Source organism: Streptococcus sp. ACS2, assembly GCF_000525585.1.
GTDB lineage: Bacteria > Bacillota > Bacilli > Lactobacillales > Streptococcaceae > Streptococcus.
On the sequence record NZ_JALT01000038.1, the window covers coordinates 206,260 to 225,879 of the forward strand.

At 40.7% G+C, this 19,620-nt stretch carries 14 protein-coding genes; 3 read left to right on the forward strand and 11 right to left on the reverse strand.

Features of this window, described 5'->3' with window-relative positions:
- Window positions 1-258 precede the first annotated feature (258 nt).
- From HMPREF1517_RS08410 to dhaK, 5 genes are all read right to left on the reverse strand, one after another.
- Window positions 259-1,350, reverse strand: a complete 1,092-nt coding sequence (locus HMPREF1517_RS08410) for a glycerol dehydrogenase (RefSeq protein ID WP_037601104.1) — start codon at window positions 1,348-1,350, stop codon at window positions 259-261.
- A gap of 143 nt (window positions 1,351-1,493) precedes the next feature.
- Window positions 1,494-2,477, reverse strand: a complete 984-nt coding sequence (locus HMPREF1517_RS08415; protein WP_037601107.1) for a Gfo/Idh/MocA family protein — start codon at window positions 2,475-2,477, stop codon at window positions 1,494-1,496.
- A gap of 14 nt (window positions 2,478-2,491) precedes the next feature.
- Window positions 2,492-2,866, reverse strand: coding sequence for a dihydroxyacetone kinase phosphoryl donor subunit DhaM (gene dhaM / locus HMPREF1517_RS08420; RefSeq protein ID WP_002885319.1), 375 nt, complete (start codon window positions 2,864-2,866; stop codon window positions 2,492-2,494).
- Between the two features lie 3 nt (window positions 2,867-2,869).
- Window positions 2,870-3,445: a dihydroxyacetone kinase subunit DhaL gene (dhaL, locus tag HMPREF1517_RS08425; RefSeq protein ID WP_037601110.1), complete on the reverse strand. Its 576-nt coding sequence runs from the start codon at window positions 3,443-3,445 to the stop codon at window positions 2,870-2,872.
- 31 nt (window positions 3,446-3,476) lie between these two features.
- A complete protein-coding gene (dhaK, locus tag HMPREF1517_RS08430; protein WP_037601113.1) occupies window positions 3,477-4,466 on the reverse strand; it encodes a dihydroxyacetone kinase subunit DhaK in 990 nt (329 codons plus the stop codon).
- Between the two features lie 326 nt (window positions 4,467-4,792).
- Here dhaK and HMPREF1517_RS08435 point away from each other — a divergent pair, with 326 nt between their 5' ends.
- Together HMPREF1517_RS08435 and HMPREF1517_RS08440 are read left to right on the forward strand one after the other, a co-directional pair.
- Window positions 4,793-6,058, forward strand: coding sequence for a threonine/serine ThrE exporter family protein (locus tag HMPREF1517_RS08435; protein WP_037601115.1), 1,266 nt, complete (start codon window positions 4,793-4,795; stop codon window positions 6,056-6,058).
- Window positions 6,059-6,439: 381 nt separating this feature from the next.
- Entirely contained in the window at window positions 6,440-9,937 is a 3,498-nt protein-coding gene (locus HMPREF1517_RS08440; protein WP_037601119.1) for a glucosyl transferase, read from the forward strand.
- Between the two features lie 238 nt (window positions 9,938-10,175).
- On the opposite strand, the gene HMPREF1517_RS08445 is transcribed toward HMPREF1517_RS08440, so the two are convergent.
- Together HMPREF1517_RS08445 and HMPREF1517_RS08450 are read right to left on the reverse strand one after the other, a co-directional pair.
- Window positions 10,176-10,496, reverse strand: a complete 321-nt coding sequence (locus HMPREF1517_RS08445; RefSeq protein ID WP_081370853.1) for a hypothetical protein — start codon at window positions 10,494-10,496, stop codon at window positions 10,176-10,178.
- 145 nt (window positions 10,497-10,641) lie between these two features.
- Window positions 10,642-10,971 (reverse strand): bacteriocin immunity protein, encoded by a 330-nt coding sequence (locus tag HMPREF1517_RS08450; RefSeq protein ID WP_037601123.1) that lies wholly within the window; start codon window positions 10,969-10,971, stop codon window positions 10,642-10,644.
- 507 nt (window positions 10,972-11,478) lie between these two features.
- Between HMPREF1517_RS08450 and HMPREF1517_RS08455 the strand changes: the two genes are divergently transcribed.
- Window positions 11,479-12,516: a S66 family peptidase gene (locus tag HMPREF1517_RS08455; protein ID WP_037601127.1), complete on the forward strand. Its 1,038-nt coding sequence runs from the start codon at window positions 11,479-11,481 to the stop codon at window positions 12,514-12,516.
- Window positions 12,517-12,563: 47 nt separating this feature from the next.
- Here HMPREF1517_RS08455 and HMPREF1517_RS08460 read toward each other — a convergent pair whose 3' ends face one another.
- From HMPREF1517_RS08460 to HMPREF1517_RS08475, 4 genes are all read right to left on the reverse strand, one after another.
- Window positions 12,564-13,151, reverse strand: a complete 588-nt coding sequence (locus tag HMPREF1517_RS08460) for a DUF1648 domain-containing protein (RefSeq protein ID WP_037601131.1) — start codon at window positions 13,149-13,151, stop codon at window positions 12,564-12,566.
- Entirely contained in the window at window positions 13,141-13,416 is a 276-nt protein-coding gene (locus HMPREF1517_RS08465) for an autorepressor SdpR family transcription factor (protein ID WP_002891308.1), read from the reverse strand. Before HMPREF1517_RS08465 ends, HMPREF1517_RS08460 begins: the two co-directional genes overlap by 11 nt.
- Complete coding sequence (locus HMPREF1517_RS08470) at window positions 13,403-14,122, reverse strand: YhfC family glutamic-type intramembrane protease (protein WP_232219572.1); 720 nt, start codon at window positions 14,120-14,122, stop codon at window positions 13,403-13,405. The genes HMPREF1517_RS08465 and HMPREF1517_RS08470 overlap by 14 nt, the downstream gene beginning before the upstream one ends.
- Window positions 14,123-14,370: 248 nt before the next feature.
- The gene (locus tag HMPREF1517_RS08475; RefSeq protein ID WP_037601137.1) at window positions 14,371-19,110 is read right to left on the reverse strand and encodes a glycoside hydrolase family 70 protein; all 4,740 of its coding nucleotides are present in this window, start codon (window positions 19,108-19,110) and stop codon (window positions 14,371-14,373) included.
- Window positions 19,111-19,620: the final 510 nt, after the last annotated feature.

Here is a 19,620-nt window from a genome sequence, read left to right on the forward strand (position 1 = left end):
TTGAAACGCTTACACAAGGGAAATGACTGTTAAATCAAGATTTCTTGAAAATGTTTTATGTTTTCAAAAGTTCTTAAACCGCTTTGAGGGACTTTGGAAATATTGGTTTTTAAATAGTAAAAAGGGCTCAGTCCTATCTAATACAGAACTGAACCCTTTCCTATAAGAATTTGTCTATCCTGTTGGGATAAGTGCCTGAGGGGGATAATATTCCTATACGGGAATGGTGGCACTTTCCCTACAAAAGACCAAATTTACTTAGGCTAATCCATGAACATAAGCATCTACAGCAACGATGGCTTGCGCAATATCAGATGCTTTCACTTCAAATGGCATTTGATGGATAGTTTCTCCTTCAATTGTTGCTTGTTGACCAACCTTGAGGAGATCTTCATAGCTTGCATTTTCAAGATGCATTTCTTTAAGAGTAGTTGGCATGCCAATTTGTTGATAGAAGCGAATGTATTTATCCAAAACTTCTTTTGGACGATTTTCTAAGAACAATTGCACAAGAGTTCCGTAGGCTACTTTTTCACCATGAGTCAAATGGTGAATATCGCCAGTGAGAGCTGTGAAACCATTATGGATGGCATGAGCAGCAGCCAAACCACCACTTTCAAATCCAATACCACTAAGAAGGGTATTAGCTTCAATAATATTTTCCAGGGCAGGCGTTACCACTTTAGCTTCACAAGCGGCCATGGCTTGTAGACCATCTGCAAAAAGAATCTCTTCACAGCGTTCAGCAATGGCAACCCCTGCTAGAGTTTGGTGTTTACCTAGCATAGTTTTTCCGTTGGCTTGCATAACTGCTCGAGCTTCTACCCAAGTTGCTAAGCCATCTGCAATACCAGATGCTAACAAACGTTTTGGTGCTTGAGAGATCACTTTACTATCCACCAAAACCAACTCTGGGTTCTTAGAATAGAAGATATAGCGCTCAAAGGCACCCTCGTCAGTATAGATAACAGACAAAGCTGAAACTGGAGCATCTGTAGATGCGATAGTTGGGGCAATAACAACTGACGATTGTAGAAGGTCTGCAATAGCTTTAGCACTATCGATAGTCTTACCGCCACCGAGTCCAATAACTAAATCACAGCCTTCTTCTTTGGCTAGGCTGACCACACGATTAATTTCATTATCCGATGCTTCTCCATTAAAGAAGACTGGTACAACTGTGAGTCCATTTTGAACAAGGTATTCTTCGAAACGTTTACCTACAATATCATAAACTACTGAGTCACATAGTAAAACAGGATGAGTTCCCAATTCTGAAATGGCTTTTGCATTTTCAAATAAGGCATTTTCACCTTGAATGTAACGTGACGGACTTGCAAAATTTCTCATGTCTTTCTCCTTTGACATAAATGTATTTATATAGAATCGGTTAAATAGACCTATTCCTATCTTATGCAGGGCTAAATCCTTTTAAGAGACTGTCTATCTTTTGTAGTCAGTACATTATACTGGTCTTGTTTATCATCTAATCGCTACTCTTCTTCTGGGTAGACCAAGCCCCAGTCTTTGCGGAGTTGAGTCATAAGTTCCATGACATCTCGGCTGTAATTGAGGTAGGTATGATCATCCTCGCCTGCAACAGCTGCTTCCATGTCTAGGACCTCATACTGGAGGGCTTTGGCGGTTGCTCCTGCCTCGATGACTTCTTGTGAGCCATCTTCTGTATAGGTGATAACTGCCTTTTGCCCCCGTGGGTACTCGTAAAGTTCGATATAGCCCTTGTCATAAGCGATGGTGCCACGTTTAGGTTGTTTAGCATGAAGACTCAGTGTCACCGTCGCCATTTCCCCTTCTGCATTGGTAAGGAGAATACCCGCTTGCTCATCAACACCAGTGGGAGCTAATTTAACCTGTGAAACCATCTCTGTCGGTTGTGAGGTCATAAACCAACGCACAAAGGATAGGGCATAGACACCGATATCAAGCAAAGCTCCACCAGCCAAGTTACGATTGAAAAAGCGGTTGGTCATGTCATATTCTTTATAGGAACCGAAGTTCATCTGGATAACCTTAAGAGGTCCCAACTTACCACTTTCCACGATTTCAGAGAGTTTTCGATAGATAGGCATATGGAAAATGGTCATGGCTTCTGCCAGTTTAACATGATTTTCTTCGGCGAGTTGAATAGCTTCTGCCAATTCCTCACTATTTAGGGTGATAGATTTTTCACAGAGGACGTGCTTGCCAGCTGCTAAGGCCTTGCGAAGGTAATTAATATGCGTATTGTGAGGCGTTGAGATATAGATAATATCCACTTCAGGATCTTCAAATACTTGGTCAATCTCTTCATAAACCTTTTCAATGCCATATTTTTCAGCGAAGGCTACACCCTTGTCATAGGTACGATTGGCAACGGAATAGAGTTTCCCTCCAAGAGCTTCCAAGGCTTGTGCCAATTCGTTGGCAATTACGCCAGTTCCAAGACTAGCCCAGTTGTACTTAATTTGATTTGTCATAGTTTTCCTTTATTCTATTTTTGAATAGTCAATTCATTAATCTGAGATAAGATTTCAACCTCACTCGCTCCTGCCTGAAGCAAGGCTGCAGCCGCATAGGCCCCCTCAATGAGAGGTACCTGTTGAATAAGGATTTCCTTGTCTGAAAATTCCTCAAGCATTTCCAAATTCATACGGGAACTGCCTAGGTCGTAAAAGGCCAAGAGTCGGTTGGCGGGCTGACTTTCCACAGCCACTTGCACATGGTCAAAACTAGATCCCAGTCCACCATCTTCAAGACCGCCTGTAGCCGTTAAAGGAATATCTGGTGCAACTTCACGAATCAGACTCACCAAACCTTTAGCAATATCAGCGGAGTGGGATACAATCACAATTCCAAGTTCTGGCATGTCCTATTCCTCCGCTTCTAGTAAGGCTTTGAAGAGTAAGCCAGACGAATACGAGCCTGGGTCAATGTGACCAATTGAACGCTCACCGACATAAGAGGCACGCCCCTTTGTAGCCGCAACTTCCTTGGTTGAAAGAACAGCTTGGTCAATGACATCATTGGTTAGTTGACCTTGTTTGACAGCTTCAACAACCGGATGCCAAACATCAACCATGGTTTTTTCACCAGCTTGTGCATGACCACGTTTTTTAATCATCTCGAGACCTGCCTCAAGCACTCCTGCCAAATCTTGACCAGCTTGCTCAGCCTTCATCATGCCCATAAAGGCAGACCCATAGAGCGGACCTGAGGCACCACCAACCTTGCTAATCAAAGCCATTGAGACTGCCTTAAACACTTCTGCTGCACTTTGTGGTTCCGTGCTCTTAATAGCTTCAACGGCTGCTGCCATACCACGCGCCAAGTTAGCACCATGATCACCATCTCCAATAGGACCGTCTAATTCAGACAAGTGGTCTTTTTCTGCCTCAACTTTTTGGTCAAAGTCTTGCATCCATTTTACTGCAACTGTTTTATCCATAATATACCTAATTTCTAGTTCTCACGTCAGACTACCAAGCAATAGTCTTAACTGGACTCTCCAAAGCCTCAAGCCAAGCCTCATCTTCAATCTTCATCAGAGTCAATGAGAGGCCTGACATATCAATAGATGTCATGTAATTACCTAATTTTTTATATGCCACATCTAGTCCGGCATCTTCAAGAATGCTTGCTACATCATTAGCAAAGACATACTGCTCCATGAGAGGTGTCGCACCCATACCATTGATGAGAAGGGCATAGCGTTCACCTGCCTTAGCCTCAAAGGCTTCAAGGAGCTTCCCTGTCAATTCTTCAGCTAACTGGCGAGATGGCTGCATAGACTCCTTACGATAGCCTGGCTCACCATGGATACCAATACCGTACTCTATTTCATTCTCTGCTAGGACAAAACCAGGTTTACCAACCTCAGGAACCGTCGCACCACTAAGGGCCAAACCAATGGTGTGGATATTAGGAACAATCTTGTCAGCCAAGCCTTTGATTTCAGCCAGAGACTTACCTTCGCGAGCCGCATGACCTAGGATCTTATGCACGAAAATGGTACCTGCAACCCCACGACGACCTTGAGTATAGAGGCTATTTTCCACAGCAATATCGTCGTCCACAACGACACTGGCAACCTCGATACCTTCCATCTCAGCCAATTCTTGAGCCATCTCAAAATTCATGATGTCGCCAGAATAATTTTTAACAATCATGAAGACACCAGCCCCTTGATCTGCTTCCTTGATAGCTTCCAAAATTTGATCAGGCGTTGGTGACGTAAATACTGCACCTGCGATGGCTGCTGAAAGCATACCATCACCTACAAAGCCAGCGTGTGCTGGCTCATGACCACTTCCACCACCAGAAATGAGACCAACTTGACCAGCAGCCTGCTCATTTCTTACAATGATGTCAAAGCCGTCAACACGATGCACCAAATCACTGTGAACATAAGCCAAACCATCTAGCATCTCTGTCACAACATTTTCAGGTTTATTGATAATTTTTTTCATGGAATTGTCTCCTTTTCAAAGGTATCATCTATTTGCACTTACATTTGTTCCCTTCTTTAATTGCTAAGACCCCTATAAATAAAGGACTTAAACGCTTTTTGAGAAAGGTAGCGTAAAAATATGTAAACGCATACATTTTATAATTTAATTGTAGCATTTGCCTCTACCAATAGCAAGGCAAAAGGCAAGCCCTCCATTTTCCTGCCCCCTATCATTAAGTAGAAGAAAAATCTCATAGAAAGTCCTATTTTAGTCGCCAAAGCTATTGAAAAACCACCATTCAAGCCTTATAATGGAATGACGAATTAAGCGCTAAGGAGGTTCAAATGACCATCGATTTTCCAAGAGAGACAGAAATAGAAACCAAAAATGAAATGGATGCCGTCCTTCAGGCAGGCCGTGTCCTTATGGAGAGCGGTGCTGAGATTTACCGTATCGAGGACACCATGGGACACATGGCCAAGTCTCTTGGTATCAGAGACTTCTCCACTTATGTGGTCAATCGAGGAGTCATGATTTCTGGACTCAACCGCTCAGGTCTTAAAGAGTCTCGTGTCCTAGCTACCTCAGTCCCGTCTATCCATCTAGGTAAACTAGAGGAAGTAAACCGCCTGTCTCGTGAACTGGCAGAACAGCCAAATCAGCCTGTATCTAGCATTTTCCAAAAGCTGAAAACCATTGAGCAGAAGACTTTCTATCGTCCTTTAGAGGATATTACAGCCTGTGTCATTGGTGCAGGGAGCTTCTCGCTAGCCCTTGGAAGTAGCTGGATTGATGGAACTGCTGCGGCTATATCGGGAGTTTTTGTAGGGATTGGCATGCAACTCTTTTCCCGTTTTATTCATACCAGTTTCTTGCAGATTATCCTTTCTAGTGCCATTGCCGCTTTATTAGCTAACATTCTCTATTATTTGGGTATCGGGCAACATCGTAGCGTGATTATTCTGGGCACCTTGATGATTTTGATTCCTGGGGCCTACTTTGTAAATGCCATTCGAGAATTCACGCAGAATAACTACTATAGCGGTCTAGCCCTGATGTTGTCAGGGGTCTCCACTTGTCTATCTATCTCTGTCGGTGTTCTTGCCATGATTTCCATCCTCCCCTTTGCGGAACAGTTATCAGGCATGTTCTCAACACCGTCAACCTCATGGCTGGGGGTCTCGATTCAGACCTTCATGGCAGGACTAGGGACAGCAGCCTTCTCCGTGCTTTACCGAGTGCCTAAGAAATACTTCCTAGACCTTGGGACCCTAGGTGCCGGCTCATGGCTCCTCTACCTCTTGATTTGGAACAATACCCATCACGAGGTCCTCGCCATCCTCTTCCCAGCCCTATTAGTTACTATCACCTCACGCTTTTTGGCTCACTACCGTAGATGTCCAGCTACAGTCTTCCTAGCCTCAAGCATGTTCCCACTCATCCCAGGGATGAGCTTCTACCGTGCTGTCTACTTCCTCTTGATTGGAAATGCAGACCTCGGCCTCAGCTTCCTACGTGCTTGTTTCCTGGCCTCATTTACCATCGCCATCGCAGTCAGCTTGACACAACAAATCCCTAGCCGCTATTTTGTCCTAGGGAAGAAAAAATAAATTGTTGAAAGCCATTGGTTTTTGTATGCCAGTGGCTTTTTTGGTGGCGTTCTAAAATCAGTGGATAGCATATTATGAATATCAAAAATACCCTACTCAAGGATCTATCCGCTGCTAACTTAAAGCAAATACATCACTAACACTCTTTAAGAAGAAACACAATGAAAAATTATCATTCCATAACCTATCCCTTTTGTTTAGAAAAGAGTTGGAGAGAGATTTCTATAAAAGACGAAAACGTTTACATAATCCTTTGATTTTATTAGAATGTGGTGATAAACTTAATACGTAAACAAGAATTCTGTAATACTAATTTAACTTCACTCATAAGTTAACTTTATCCTTACTACTATTGTTTAGTTTAATGAAAGGAGCATTATCATGGAAAAGAAAGTATATTTTATACTTCACAAAGTAAAAAAACAATGGGTAACCATTGCAGTAACCGGTCTAGCTCTAGGACTTAGTTTTGCAAGCTTGGGTTATGTGAACGCAGCTGAACAGACTCCCCCCATCTCAGAACTAACTGTTGAAAGCAACATCCAAGAAAGCGCAATTGATGTCATAAGCTCGTCAACTAATGAAGTCATTACTAAACCAGAAGAAAACAAATCTTTCGACGCCCCCAATACAAGAGAAAACATCACTGAAACTACTTCTACTGAATCTGATCTAAGTACCACTGAAGCAACTGTTACAGAAACAAGTACTTCTGAAATTAACTCTCAACAAGCTCTTCGTTCGGAAGTCTCTACTGTTACTGGCAGTGAAGTCGTAAGCTCTGGAACATCAGATTCTGAAACAAATACTGCTCATAAAGTAGAAGAAAGTCCCGTGATATCTGGAGGTCATTACACTAGTGATAGTCAGGGCAATTGGTACTACATTAAGGACGAGAAAGCACTTACTGGTATGCAAAATATCGATAATGTTACGGTCTACTTCGATGCCGATGGTAAGCAAGTCAAAGGAGACACCCGTCAAGTTAACGGAGCAACATATCACTTTGAGAAAGATAGCGGACAACTTACTCGTAATGCTTTTGCATCTGATAAGAATGGAAATTGGTACTACCTAGGCCAAGATGGGAAAGCACTTATAGGTAAACAAGTTATTGACAATATACCACTCTACTTTTACCCTAATGGTGTCCAAGCTAAAGATGCCTTTGTCGTCCTAGATGGAAATTCCTATTATTTTCAAAAAGATAGTGGCCAAATGGTTCGTGACCGTTTTTGGTCAGATGACGATGGAAACTGGTACTATAGCGATAAAGAAGGAAAACTTGTCACAGGCGAACAGACTATAGATGGCTTCGATATGTATTTCTACCCAGACGGTGTTCAGGCCAAGGGTGAAATCGTTACAATAGGTATCGAACCCTATTACTTCGATAAGGATAATGGTCATAAGGTCATAAATACCGACATTACTATCAATGGAAAAACTTACCACGCAGAAGCTAATGGACTTTTGATTGAAACTGAACAGAAACTTCCTCAACGTCCACTTGTTTCTGGTGGCCATTTCCAAGAAGATTCCTCAGGCAACTGGTACTATTACACCGCAACAGGAGAGAAACTAAAAGGATGGCAAAATGTAGATGGAGTAACTCTTTACTTTGACAAAGAAGGTCGTCAAGCGAAAGATGGGGAAAGAACCATTGACGGCTCCGATTACTATTTTAGTCACTATTCAGGTGCTGTAAAAACCAACTATTGGCATACTTGGTCTATTGAAATCAGAAGACAGGAACCATTTGCTAAAACGTATAACGTCTATTATGGTTCTGATGGTCGACGTTACTATGGATGGCATCGAGTTGGCGATCAACTTTATTATTTTGATTATAAGGGTCGAGTTGAAAATGATCTTACTATCTTCAAAGGACAAAACTACCTCTTTGATAATCATGGAAAATTGGTAAAAGATGCCTTTTATATTCAGTCATTACGTGTCTTTGTTGGAACTTTAAATACTAGCTATCGCTCCAATAAATTTGGCCAAGTACTAACCGGAGAACATCATATTAATGGTGATGACTACTATTTTTCAAATTCTGGTTCACCAGTCACTGGTATAGTCAATAAAGGAGGCAAGGACTATTACTATTTTGAAGGCAAACTTCTAAAAAACTATCTCGGACCTTTACTCGGACGTCAGGAACTGGATTATGATGCATACTACTCTGGCATCGTAGGTACAGATAAGGATGGAGTTCTACTTACTGGTGTTAGCACTGCAAATAATGGTAAACTCTATTATTTTGAAAATATCTATTTTGATAATAGCAATATCCCCAAAATGTTTACAGTTACAACACCTACTTGGAAAACGATTGATGATAAGCTATACCACTTAGAGCCTAGCATAAACAGAACTTACAAGAATGGTGGAAGAAGTTATACCCATACCGTCAGGGAAGAAGTAGACATTATTGACCACGGAGTACGAACAAAGACCGATAAGATTAAACGTATTATTCGTGATAATTATAGTAATCTATACTATCTTGATGAAAACAATGATTTCTACATCGGACATCTACTTCCAGAAAACACAGATTTAACTAAGATTGAAGAAACTGTAATTCAAAGTGATAATAAATTCTATGCTTTCAATAGAACAAGTTCGCTTTCCGAAACTTCCCCTCTCACAGTTTCCAAGACCTTAGTTTACAATAAAAAAGCCTACCTCATTGATGATAAAGGAGTAGCGACCGAAACTAAACTAACAAATCGTTTCGAACACGATGATGCATGGAATTGGTACTACTTTGATAACGAGGGAAAAGCTGTCACAGGACTCCATTCAATAGATAATGTCACTCTATACTTTGATAAAGAGGGCAAACAAGCTAAGGGAAGACTTGTCGAAATTGACGGTCAAACACATTATTTCGATAGAGACAGCGGAGCTATGTGGACTAACCGAACACTTGAACTTAATGGTATTCGTTATGTCATTGACCAAAATGGTTATGTAACTATGAATAAACCTGGACAATTTATTCAAGATAGAGATGGTGATTGGGCTTATATTAAAGAGAATGGACAGTTAGCCACTGGACTTCAAATTATTAATCATCAAAAATACTACTTTGATCCAACTGGAAAACAAGCAAAAGGAAAACGCCTTCTGCTTGATGGAAAATACTATTTCTTCGATAAAGATACTGGTGCTATGTTCGTAAATAAATTCCATGAAACAGGCGATTACTTTTCTAAAAAATATACTTATTTTGGCGAGGATGGAAGCCAGATCTTTGGTTGGGCAACTATTGACGGTAAACGTGTTTATTTTAAAGAAGATGGCTACCAAGTTCGAAATGATACATACAAGATAGGAGATTTCGATTATTTCTTCAAAAAAGACGGTAGTATGCTTTCTGATGATATTGACGGCAACTACAAATACTATTATGCTGATAAGGACGGTCATCTAAAGTTCGGGTGGGTTAATCACAATAATGAAACCTACTATATTAGCCCACCATGGGGAGCTGAAGATCGAACATATATACATACTATCAATGAAAAGCCCTATCTTCTTGGCCCTAAAGGACGACTTCTAAGGAATACAGCTACAGACATCTATTGGGGAGATTTCTGTGTTTCTGATGAAAATGGAGTTGCAAAAACAGGTGTCATTCGGTTAAAAGATAATAGGCTCTATTATTTCAACCCTACAATTTATATTACTACTCCTTTTAGTGGCGAATGGGCAGAGTTTGATGGTAAACTTTATCATTTTGAAAAGCCGATATCAGTTAGTCCAGAGTCAAAAGGTTCTCCAATTACCACTAACACTACGCTTGAAAAAGATGGAAAAACCTATATTATTGACGAAAATGGCGTAGCTACAGAGAAAAAGGATTAATATCAAACTAACAACTGTAAGTATTTGAAAAATACCTCATTTTTGCCAAAATCTATTCAAAAACACCAGAAATCATTTTTTCTGGTGTTTTCTTTTTGTTTTCTAAAACCTAGTAAGGCTACCGGCAAAATCTCTATCATCAATCTACTTCAAGTCAAAATATTCCTTAACATCTTTAGCATAGCCATACTGCTGGTTTAAACGCTCGAGCAAGTTTTTGTTATGGCCTGGATAATTGTCATTCCTCACCTTCACCCTCATACAAACATGCCACCAAGCGTTCAAAGGGCTCTATATACTCCCAATACTCAAAAGGGAGATTTGAAATCTTACTTAGATCATTATCATCAAAATGATACACGAGATGGCGTAGTATTTGATTTTCAATATAATGGATATCTCTCAACTGCTCGAGACTGATTGTATCCAGTTCTATGATGTAGTGACACAAATCATCAAGTGCTTTTACATCAAATTTTTTCTCCTCGTGCAGGAAGTAGAGAAAGCTTTGATTCTCACCTCTTTTATTATCTTCTATCAGATTCCTTTTATGCATCATTCTTGAAACCTTTCCTTAATAGCACCATTATAACACTAGAAAATGATTCTCCAAAGTGACAATAAAAGATCAACTAAATCCAACTTAGCAGGTTGAATTCAGTTGATCTTTTTGGTCATTTTACTAATCATCACAAGCAGATAAATCATTTAAAAGACAAACTGCCGAGTGATGTTAATCCTCTTGCTAGATTAATGTTACGCTCTGATTTTTCTTGGAATTCTGTGAGCGTCTTACTCAAGTCACTCACTCCAGAACTCAGTGATTTCCCTTTAGAAAGATTGCGGACTGCTAGAGCCTGAATAGCTCTCCTTAATTCTGCAAGAAGTTCATCATTATCCTTCTTTCCAACTTCGATTTCATTTTTAAACGTTACGAGCAACTCTCTCTCATTTTCAGTTGTTTCTGGATTTATAATAAGATTATAGATATTGTTTAAGATATCCGTAATTTGCGTGTTATTGCTTTTTGTCATCTAGATTACCTCCTATAATCTGTAGCAAGATTAGGTCGAGCAAGTGAATTAAATTGGTTAATTGTTTGTGTTGTCATGAGCAACGACCTCTTTTAATAGTTCGCTGTGACATCATTATACACATCTAGCATATCAAATTCAATACTAAAAATATCCTTCTGCCACAAATGGTCCAAATTTAGCACAAACAGATAAAAATAAGTAATCAGACGATTACTTCTCAGATTGAAGAAAAAGTCCATTTTAGGCAACTTTCTTCAATCTGTTTCTTTTAGAGTATAAAGTGAAAAACTCTTATAAATTCTATTACATCAATATTCCTAAGAGATTTAACTACGTGGTAACCAACTTTTAAAAGGGCTTGCCTATATTCTGAAGTAAGCACATCGAACGGTTATTTTTCTATTGATTTATTGACATAAAATCATATGTCTAACGCTATTCCTTATATTTTTCTATCATTCTTTATGATACAATAGCATCAATTTATTTTTAGGAGGATAATATATGACTTCTACTATTGGTATTGTGAGCTTATCTAGTGGAATTATCGGTGAAGACTTTGTCAAGCACGAAGTGGACTTGGGGGTCCAACGACTCAAAGACCTGGGACTCAATCCTATCTTTTTACCTCATTCGCTAAAAGGCTTAGACTTTATCAAAGAACATCCTGAAGCTCGTGCAGAGGATTTGATTCAGGCCTTTTCTGATGATAGCATCGACATGATCCTATGCGCCATCGGTGGAGACGATACCTATCGCTTGCTACCTTATCTTTTTGAAAATGACCAACTACAAAAGGTTATCAAACAAAAGATTTTTCTTGGCTTCTCGGATACGACCATGAACCATCTCATGTTGCATAAACTAGGAATCAAGACTTTTTATGGGCAATCCTTTCTAGCAGACATTTGTGAATTAGACAAGGAAATGCTTGACTATAGCCTTCACTACTTTAAAGAATTGATTGAGACTGGCAGAATCTCAGAAATCCGCCCTAGTAACGTTTGGTATGAGGAACGGAATGATTATAGTCCCAAGGCTCTGGGAACACCTCGTGTCAGCCATGCAAATACAGGTTTTGACTTGTTACAAGGCAATGCTCAGTTTGAGGGAGAAATCCTCGGTGGTTGTCTTGAGTCTCTCTATGATATTTTTGACAACTCTCTACACGCAGATAGCACAGACCTCTGCCAAAAATACAAACTTTTCCCTGACTTATCCGACTGGGAAGGAAAGATTCTATTGCTAGAAACAAGTGAAGAAAAGCCTGAACCTGATGATTTCAAAAAAATGTTGCAAACTTTAAAAGAAACTAGGATATTTGAGGTCATCAGTGGACTCTTGGTCGGGAAACCTATGGATGAAACCTTCTATGACGACTATAAGGAGGCTTTAATGGACATCATTGATAGCAATATCCCGATTGTCTATAATCTGAATGTCGGCCATGCCACACCAAGAGCGATTGTTCCCTTTGGAGTCCACGCGTATGTAGATGCAACGGAGCAAGTCATTCGCTTTGACTATCACAAAGAAAGCTGAGATGAATTTCTCAGCTCAGATTGAAGTAATCAGACGATTACTTCTTTTTATTTTCTTAAACAGCGAAAATTGGGTAACAAGATACTCAAGATAAGAACTATAAAAATGCCTAAAACCATAATTGTAGTATAGGGATTAAAGCAGAGACTTATTAGCAAGGCAAGACTTATTCCAATCATTAGGTATCCCAACTTTCTCACTACTGATTTACTGCTCTGGTTATGATTTTTTGTAGCCAGGCCAATACTTTTAGGAAGATAATTTCCAATCACTAGAAAAATAAGTGCCACTAACCAAATCACAGTCAAGCGAACTTGAACATGACCTCCTAAGGCAACAGTCAATATAAGACCTTGGATAAGCACAGCAGAGATTGGGACCAACCATAGCATAAACTCTTTTAAGAATGGGATCGTTATTTGTTTAAAGAATGAAAAACAGAGATTATATATGATTAACGCAAGAAAAGGTAGGGCTACTATTGCTAGATTGCGGTTCATAAAACCATTGGCTTGCTCTTCGACATTAAAGTGGATAGCAATCTGATTTGGTAGTTGTTTGTAAAAGACTAGTCCGACAATAACCGGTGTAAGTATCACTATATTACCAATGACTCTTTGCATATTATTTTTCATCTTCTTTTCCTCCAAGTGATTGAATCCAAGTTAAAATTTCTTCAAAAACGGTCAAGTTCAAACTATAGTAGATAAAATTCTTCTGTTTTTCTTCTTCAATAAGTCCCGCTTTTCTCAAGGTAGACAAATGATGGGAAACTGTTGCGGGAGCCAAGTCAAACTGCTGGCTGATTTCACCAGCGGACTTTGGTCCAGACTTTAGATAGTCTAAAATTTCTCTCCTCACAGGGGCAGAGATGGCTTTTAAGGTTTCAGATAAGCCCATGAGTTTCCTCCTTTCTCCAAATCCGACGTGTCAGAAGTCCAATACCTAACACATAAATAGCTAAAATAAGTTCGATTAGTAAGAGATTGCTGACTATCCCTAGCTGATAAGCACCTGCCAAAAAATCAATGGCAGCATGGAGTATAATCGCCCAGAAATAGAATGAAAGCTTATACTTAGTGACTGCTAGAAAATCCCAAGCTGTAAGCAAGACTTGTAACACCAAGGCAACTAGTCTTTCAAAGAGAGACATAAGCACTGTAAATCCCGTTAATTGGTTGACCTGACTTACAAGAGTTGAAGGTAACTCACTGGCTTGTCCTGAATGGATGGCCTGTAAAACAATGATGTTAGTGAGTAAGCCCATCACTCCAAGCAAGATAAATTCACTAAGACCATGTCCAAAACCGTAAGCTACAATATCAGACGTCATCAAACTTCTTTTCTTTTCGAGAATCTTAAAAACCAAATAGCGTGTTGTTTCTTCAACAAGACCAGCCATAAGTCCTCCATAAACAATGGTAAACCACTTAGAAGAGTGAGTAAAACCAGATAAAACCAAGGCATTGATAGGTCCTTCAATCATCATGACTGGTAAGGCAAAGCCAATCAGTCCCACTAAAAAGAGCTTGATTGAAAATTGCCATTTTTTCTTCAGAACGATAAAACTTATGATGGCGATAACTAACATGGCAAGAATTGTCATAAAAAGGAATGTTTCCATTTGATTTATCCTTTCCTTGATACGGAGCATCAGTACGACTTAAGTCAGAATACCTATTTCTATACTTTTCGAAATAGATTCTACGCTTTTCCTAAACCACTGTCAAGGATATTTCGAAGAAAATCGAAATAGAGATACAAAAAAAGACCGTTTTCACGATCTTTCTTCTTGAGAATTTTCCCTCATTCTCGGCTGTGTGTTCTCTAGTCAGTTATATGGGCTACTACTGCTTATCTTCCTGGGACATATTCACCAGTGTTGGCATCGTAGTAACGACGTTGGCCATTGACTGTGACGTAGGCACCTTTAACTTGGCGACCTGATTGGTCAAAGTAAAGGTGTTGGCCATTGATGACTTGTTCCCCTGTCACAGCATAACCATCTGCTCCAAAGTAAGCCCAGACGTTAGGCTCGATTTGAGCGAAGCGGTTGGTTACAGGTTGGCCATCGTTTTCGTCATAGTACTTGTAACGACTGCCGACCTTAACGGCCTTGCCCTTGTACTGGATCCCATTTTGGTCAAAGTAGTATTCCTTGCCATTGATAGTCCAATTGCCTTTAAGGGCTTGACCTTCAGTATTGAAATAAGACCATTGGTTTGGTGCAATCTCAGTAAAGCTACTTGTTACAAGAGCTCCACTGTGAGCATCATAGTAATAAGTCTTACCATCTTCGACAACAGTTTTTCCCTTGACTTGGATACCATTTTCATCAAAGTACTTAAGGTATCCATGATCAGCACGAACTTGGCCGATAGCCAGTGAACCGTCTTGTTTGAAGTACATCCACTGGTCATCACCAACTTGGAGGTAGCGTCCGCTAGCAAGAATACCTGATTCTGGCTCATAGTAATACTTAATGCCGTTTTCCTCGATAATTTCACCCTTAGCTTGGCTACCATCTTCCTTGAAGTAATAGAGGTGACCATCAATGTATTGGCGTCCTGTGACACGGTTCCCCTCTTTATCAAAGTAGTTCCATGCCTTAGTTGCTGGGTTGTAGACAAAGATGCTACGTCCGATTTCGCCTGCTGGTGTGATGTAGCGAGCCTTACCATTTTCAAAGATAATAGAATCTGCACGATTGCTGTAGGCCGTACCGACACTACCATCTTGGTTAAAGTAATAAGTCTTACCGTCAATGACACGTGAGCCAGTCACAGTGTTACCATCAGCGTCAAAGTAATAACGTTTACCTGTGCTGCTGTCTGTCGCAAAGACGTTACGTCCCATGTCACCAGTTTCAGCAACATAGTAATGCAATTTGCCATCATCTGTACGGACAATACGACCCTTAGCCTGGATACCCGTTTCACGGTCAAAGTAGAAATGGTGGCCACTCCAATGAAGGTTACCCACTACCATTGTTCCTTGAGTCGTAAAGGCACGGACCTGCTTATGCTTGTCATCAAAATCAACGAAGGCATTCTTAACCATGGCACCGTCTAGACCGTAATAGTAGGTATAGCCGTTGCTAGCACGACGAAGGGCGTTACGCAATTGGATACCATTGTCAAAGAAATAGTAATCCTTGTTATTGATGTTTTGGGCACCCTTGGTCATCTTACCATCACCACCAAAGTAATACCAGTTGCCGTTACCATCTTGAACAAATTCATTCTTAACAGTTTTGTTATCACGTAGGAAGTAAACATCTTGTCCACGACGTTGGAAGATTTGAGTGCTTGTGATGGCACCAGTATCACGAAGTGGTGTTGGCAAGAGTTGGCTGTTGGCTGAAGTATTAAAGTACTGGTTGGTCTTGTCATCACGAAGGACATAGTTGATACCTCGTCCAAGGATGTTAGTTCCATTGAAGTACTTAGCAGACCATTTGGTAATCTTTTCATTCGTAGGCAACTGCTTACCATTTGAGATTTGCACACGGTTGAAAATAGATGGGTACTTAGCTTTAAGCTCATCAAGGAAGGCTCCACCGTATTTACCTTGATAGTCTGTACCATCTGTACGAGTATTAGCCACATAGGCTTGGTCAATGATTTGGTAGCCTACTTGGTGGTTACCATAACCATTAACACGTGTCGCATTAACCACTTCTTTTCCTGGGAGGTTATAGATTTGGTCTGGCACCCAGTCAGCAATGGCTTGAATACCGTCTTTGTGGAGGGCACGAAGGACGTTAAGGAGGTCCTCAAGTGAGCCGTACTTGTTATTTTGACTCAAGGCCATATCGTAACGGTCATCGAAGGCATAACCATTGTCAATCGTTGAGTCAAGGAAAGTGCCATCTTTACTTGAAACATACTGTGGTGGAAGTCCGACTGACGTGATTCCCCAAGCTTTGAGCAAGTCAGTGTTCTTAGCCAAGACACGGTTCATATAGAGTTCAGGTTGATCATCCGCAAAGGCTTGGAAGTTTGAGAAGGCTTCATACATGACTTGCGAATCAAGGGCTGCTGAAGACTTGTAAACTTGACCGTCGCTATTGGCACGATTACTTGGCTGTGTACGTGCATCTTGATTAGCCTTAGCTCCGTATGGTACCCAGACACCGAGGTAACCTGAGACTTGGACATTTTCTACACCAAAAACATCGTTGGCATTGAAGGTCAAGTTCCCATTCCAGTCAGTACGTTTCAGAAGGTTTTTAGGTACATCAGAATCGTTGAGGTAGGTTGCTATACCATCCTTTGTCGTCAAAAGCAATGGGCGATAAAGCTGATTGCGGTGAGCTCTACCCATGTTCATCGTTACGGTTTCATTGCTACCCAATCGGAAATCATAGTTGTTGGTCATGATGACACCCATACCTTGCGTACGAGTTTCAGAAGTCCCCAAATCTGTTCTGTTATTGGCACCTTTACCATAACGAACAGATGTCAAGAGTCCGTCATTTCCGACTTTCTTCACTTCCATATCTTGACCACCAGCTACATACTTGATACGAGCACGCAAGAGGGTGTCGATGGCATCAAAGTACGGTGTCTTTTTAGCCATGTAGTGACCATCTTCACGATAGAGGTCTCCGTAATAAACACGTGTTACAGAGTCCTTGTTGGTCAACATAAGAGCATAGACAGATGGCAAGTTGTATGACGCATAAGTCTTGTGAGCCTTATCAATATCCTCATTGTAAATCTCGAAGGCTTTCTTGATTTCATCACGAGTGAAATTGTAACCAAACAAATTTGGGTTAATACGATCACGGATAATACGTTGAATAATCGTTTGGGCTTCCGTATCGTGAGCACGGGTGAAAATATAGTTTGCCATACGTTCACCGTTTTTATCGTTGGCACCACGTGGATTCAAACTACTGTTGATGAAAGCAGTCATGTCCCCAAGCTGCATACGTGTATTTTTATCACGCATCAAGAGGTTGGTAAGAGCATTACGAAGGGCATTGTCAATCGGAAGTTGTGCTCCCTTAGTGTCCTTGTTGTAGTATGGGTCGTTGGCAGACCAAGCTTCCAAGTATGACAAATGCTTGATTGCATTGGCTTCAGACTTGTCAACACCATAGGCTGCTTTGAAGTAATCTGAAGCGATTTGGAGAAGGTCGGCATCCACATTGTCCAAGGCATCGACACGCAAACCGTCAAAGTTAGCTGTTGGGTCATTGGCCATGATACTTCCGATATTCATCATAAAGTGGAGCCAGTTAAGTTGTTCTGCCTGAACAGCTGGGTTTGAGTTATCAATATCGTTGGCAAGCAAGAACTCAAGACCACCGATTGAATTGTCCTTGAAGTACTTACGTGTTCCCGTCTGGTTAGTCGGTGTGCGGTTAAGCAAACGATGGTCAGAGTTGGCGTGACTGGTACGGTTGCCAGTATCACCCTTACTGTTGTTAAAGAGCAACTGTCCACCTTGCAAGTGGTCATATGAACTATTTTCAGTGCTACTATTCCAACCTGGCTGAGTCTTGATGAACTGGTCGATACTTGTACGCAACCAGTTTGTGTTGCCTTCACGAGCGATACGTTCTTCAATCTTAGTCTGAACTGCTTTAGCAGCTTGGTCTAGACTTTCCTGGCTAGAGTTGGTTGAAAAGGACCCTGCTCCAAGACCTTGATTTTGCATGTAGTTAAGGTAGTTAACCTGAGTAGACTTGTCAGGCCACCAAACCATCAATAGAGGACGTTTGTCCGCTTCAGTTGAAGCTGTCCAAGTCTTACCATCCTTGAGAATGCTCTTTGGACGATACCAAGCATCGGCTGTGATGAAGGTGTCAAGTTGGTCTAAAGACTTGTCATCGTTTTTGTAGAGCTGGTTTCCAGATGAAAAATCGACGGTTGCCTTGATAGGTTCTGTTGAAAATTCATCCTGTGACTTAGTCGCAAGAGCCCCAGTTTCAGCATCAAAGTAATAAGACTTACCGTCTTGCTCAAAAACGAAGTTCTTACGCACACTACCGTCACTATTGACATAATATTGTTTGCCGTTGATCCATTGGATACCAGTCGCTGTGTTTGTGTTGGCTTCACGAGTTTCTGCCAAGGCACGACGACTACGTGTACGAGCTTCTGTATTTGCCGTATCCGTTGTTGCTGCACGGTCTGTAGTGGCTGTTGTAGTATTGTTAGTTGTATCTGTAGTTGTAGCACTCATATCAGTTGCAGCTGGTTGCACATTTGTACTTGGTGCTGCTTGACCTGAGTTGGTGTCAACTGTCGCTGTATTTGCAGCAGGTGCCGCTGCCCTATCTGTAACATCGGTTGTCGTGCTAGTCGCATCTGCGACAGGAATAGCCACGCTCGCAGTATTAACATCTGCTGAGATAGTTGGTGCTACTGTAGTTGCTGTATCATTAGTTGTAGCTGGCGTTTCTTGAAGCAGATTCTGACTGCTATCACCCGACTGATTCGCAGGATTTAGCTCATCGGCCTGAGCCTGTTGATCCGCCAACAAAGTGCCACCAGCAACAGTAACCATTGAGAGTGCTGTCACCCCAATCGTCACCCAATTCTTCTTCACTTTATGCATTTTAAAGCGTACTTTTTGTTCCATAATATTTACCTTTTTCCCTTATATTACTTCTATCATAAGCTATTTGACAAGGGAATACAATTACACAACTATAATGTCAGCTTAATGTATCTACCTTCGTTTTCTCAGAAAACGTCCTTTAATAATCTGCCTAATAAATGCCCCTTGTGAACAAATGCACTAAGGATAACATAAAACCAGCTAAAATCCTTAGGATTTAGACTTTTTTAGACGATAGAATCATCCAACAATATTAATTTATTTTTAAATAAAAAAACCTTCATTTCTAAGATGAAATAAAGGCTTGGGTTAGAGATATTACCTAGTGAACAAATCAGCTATGGTTTCAATAATTGCATAGAGTAATGGGTATTTTCGTGGTCTGAAATCTGTTTTATAAAAGTAGTAATTCGAAATGAAGATAAATAATATGACAATGATACTCCAAGCCAAGATAACCATGATTTTTCTCCTTTACTGCTTCTTCAATCTGATACCTAATAAACTCTTCCTTTTGGAGTATCTCAAAAA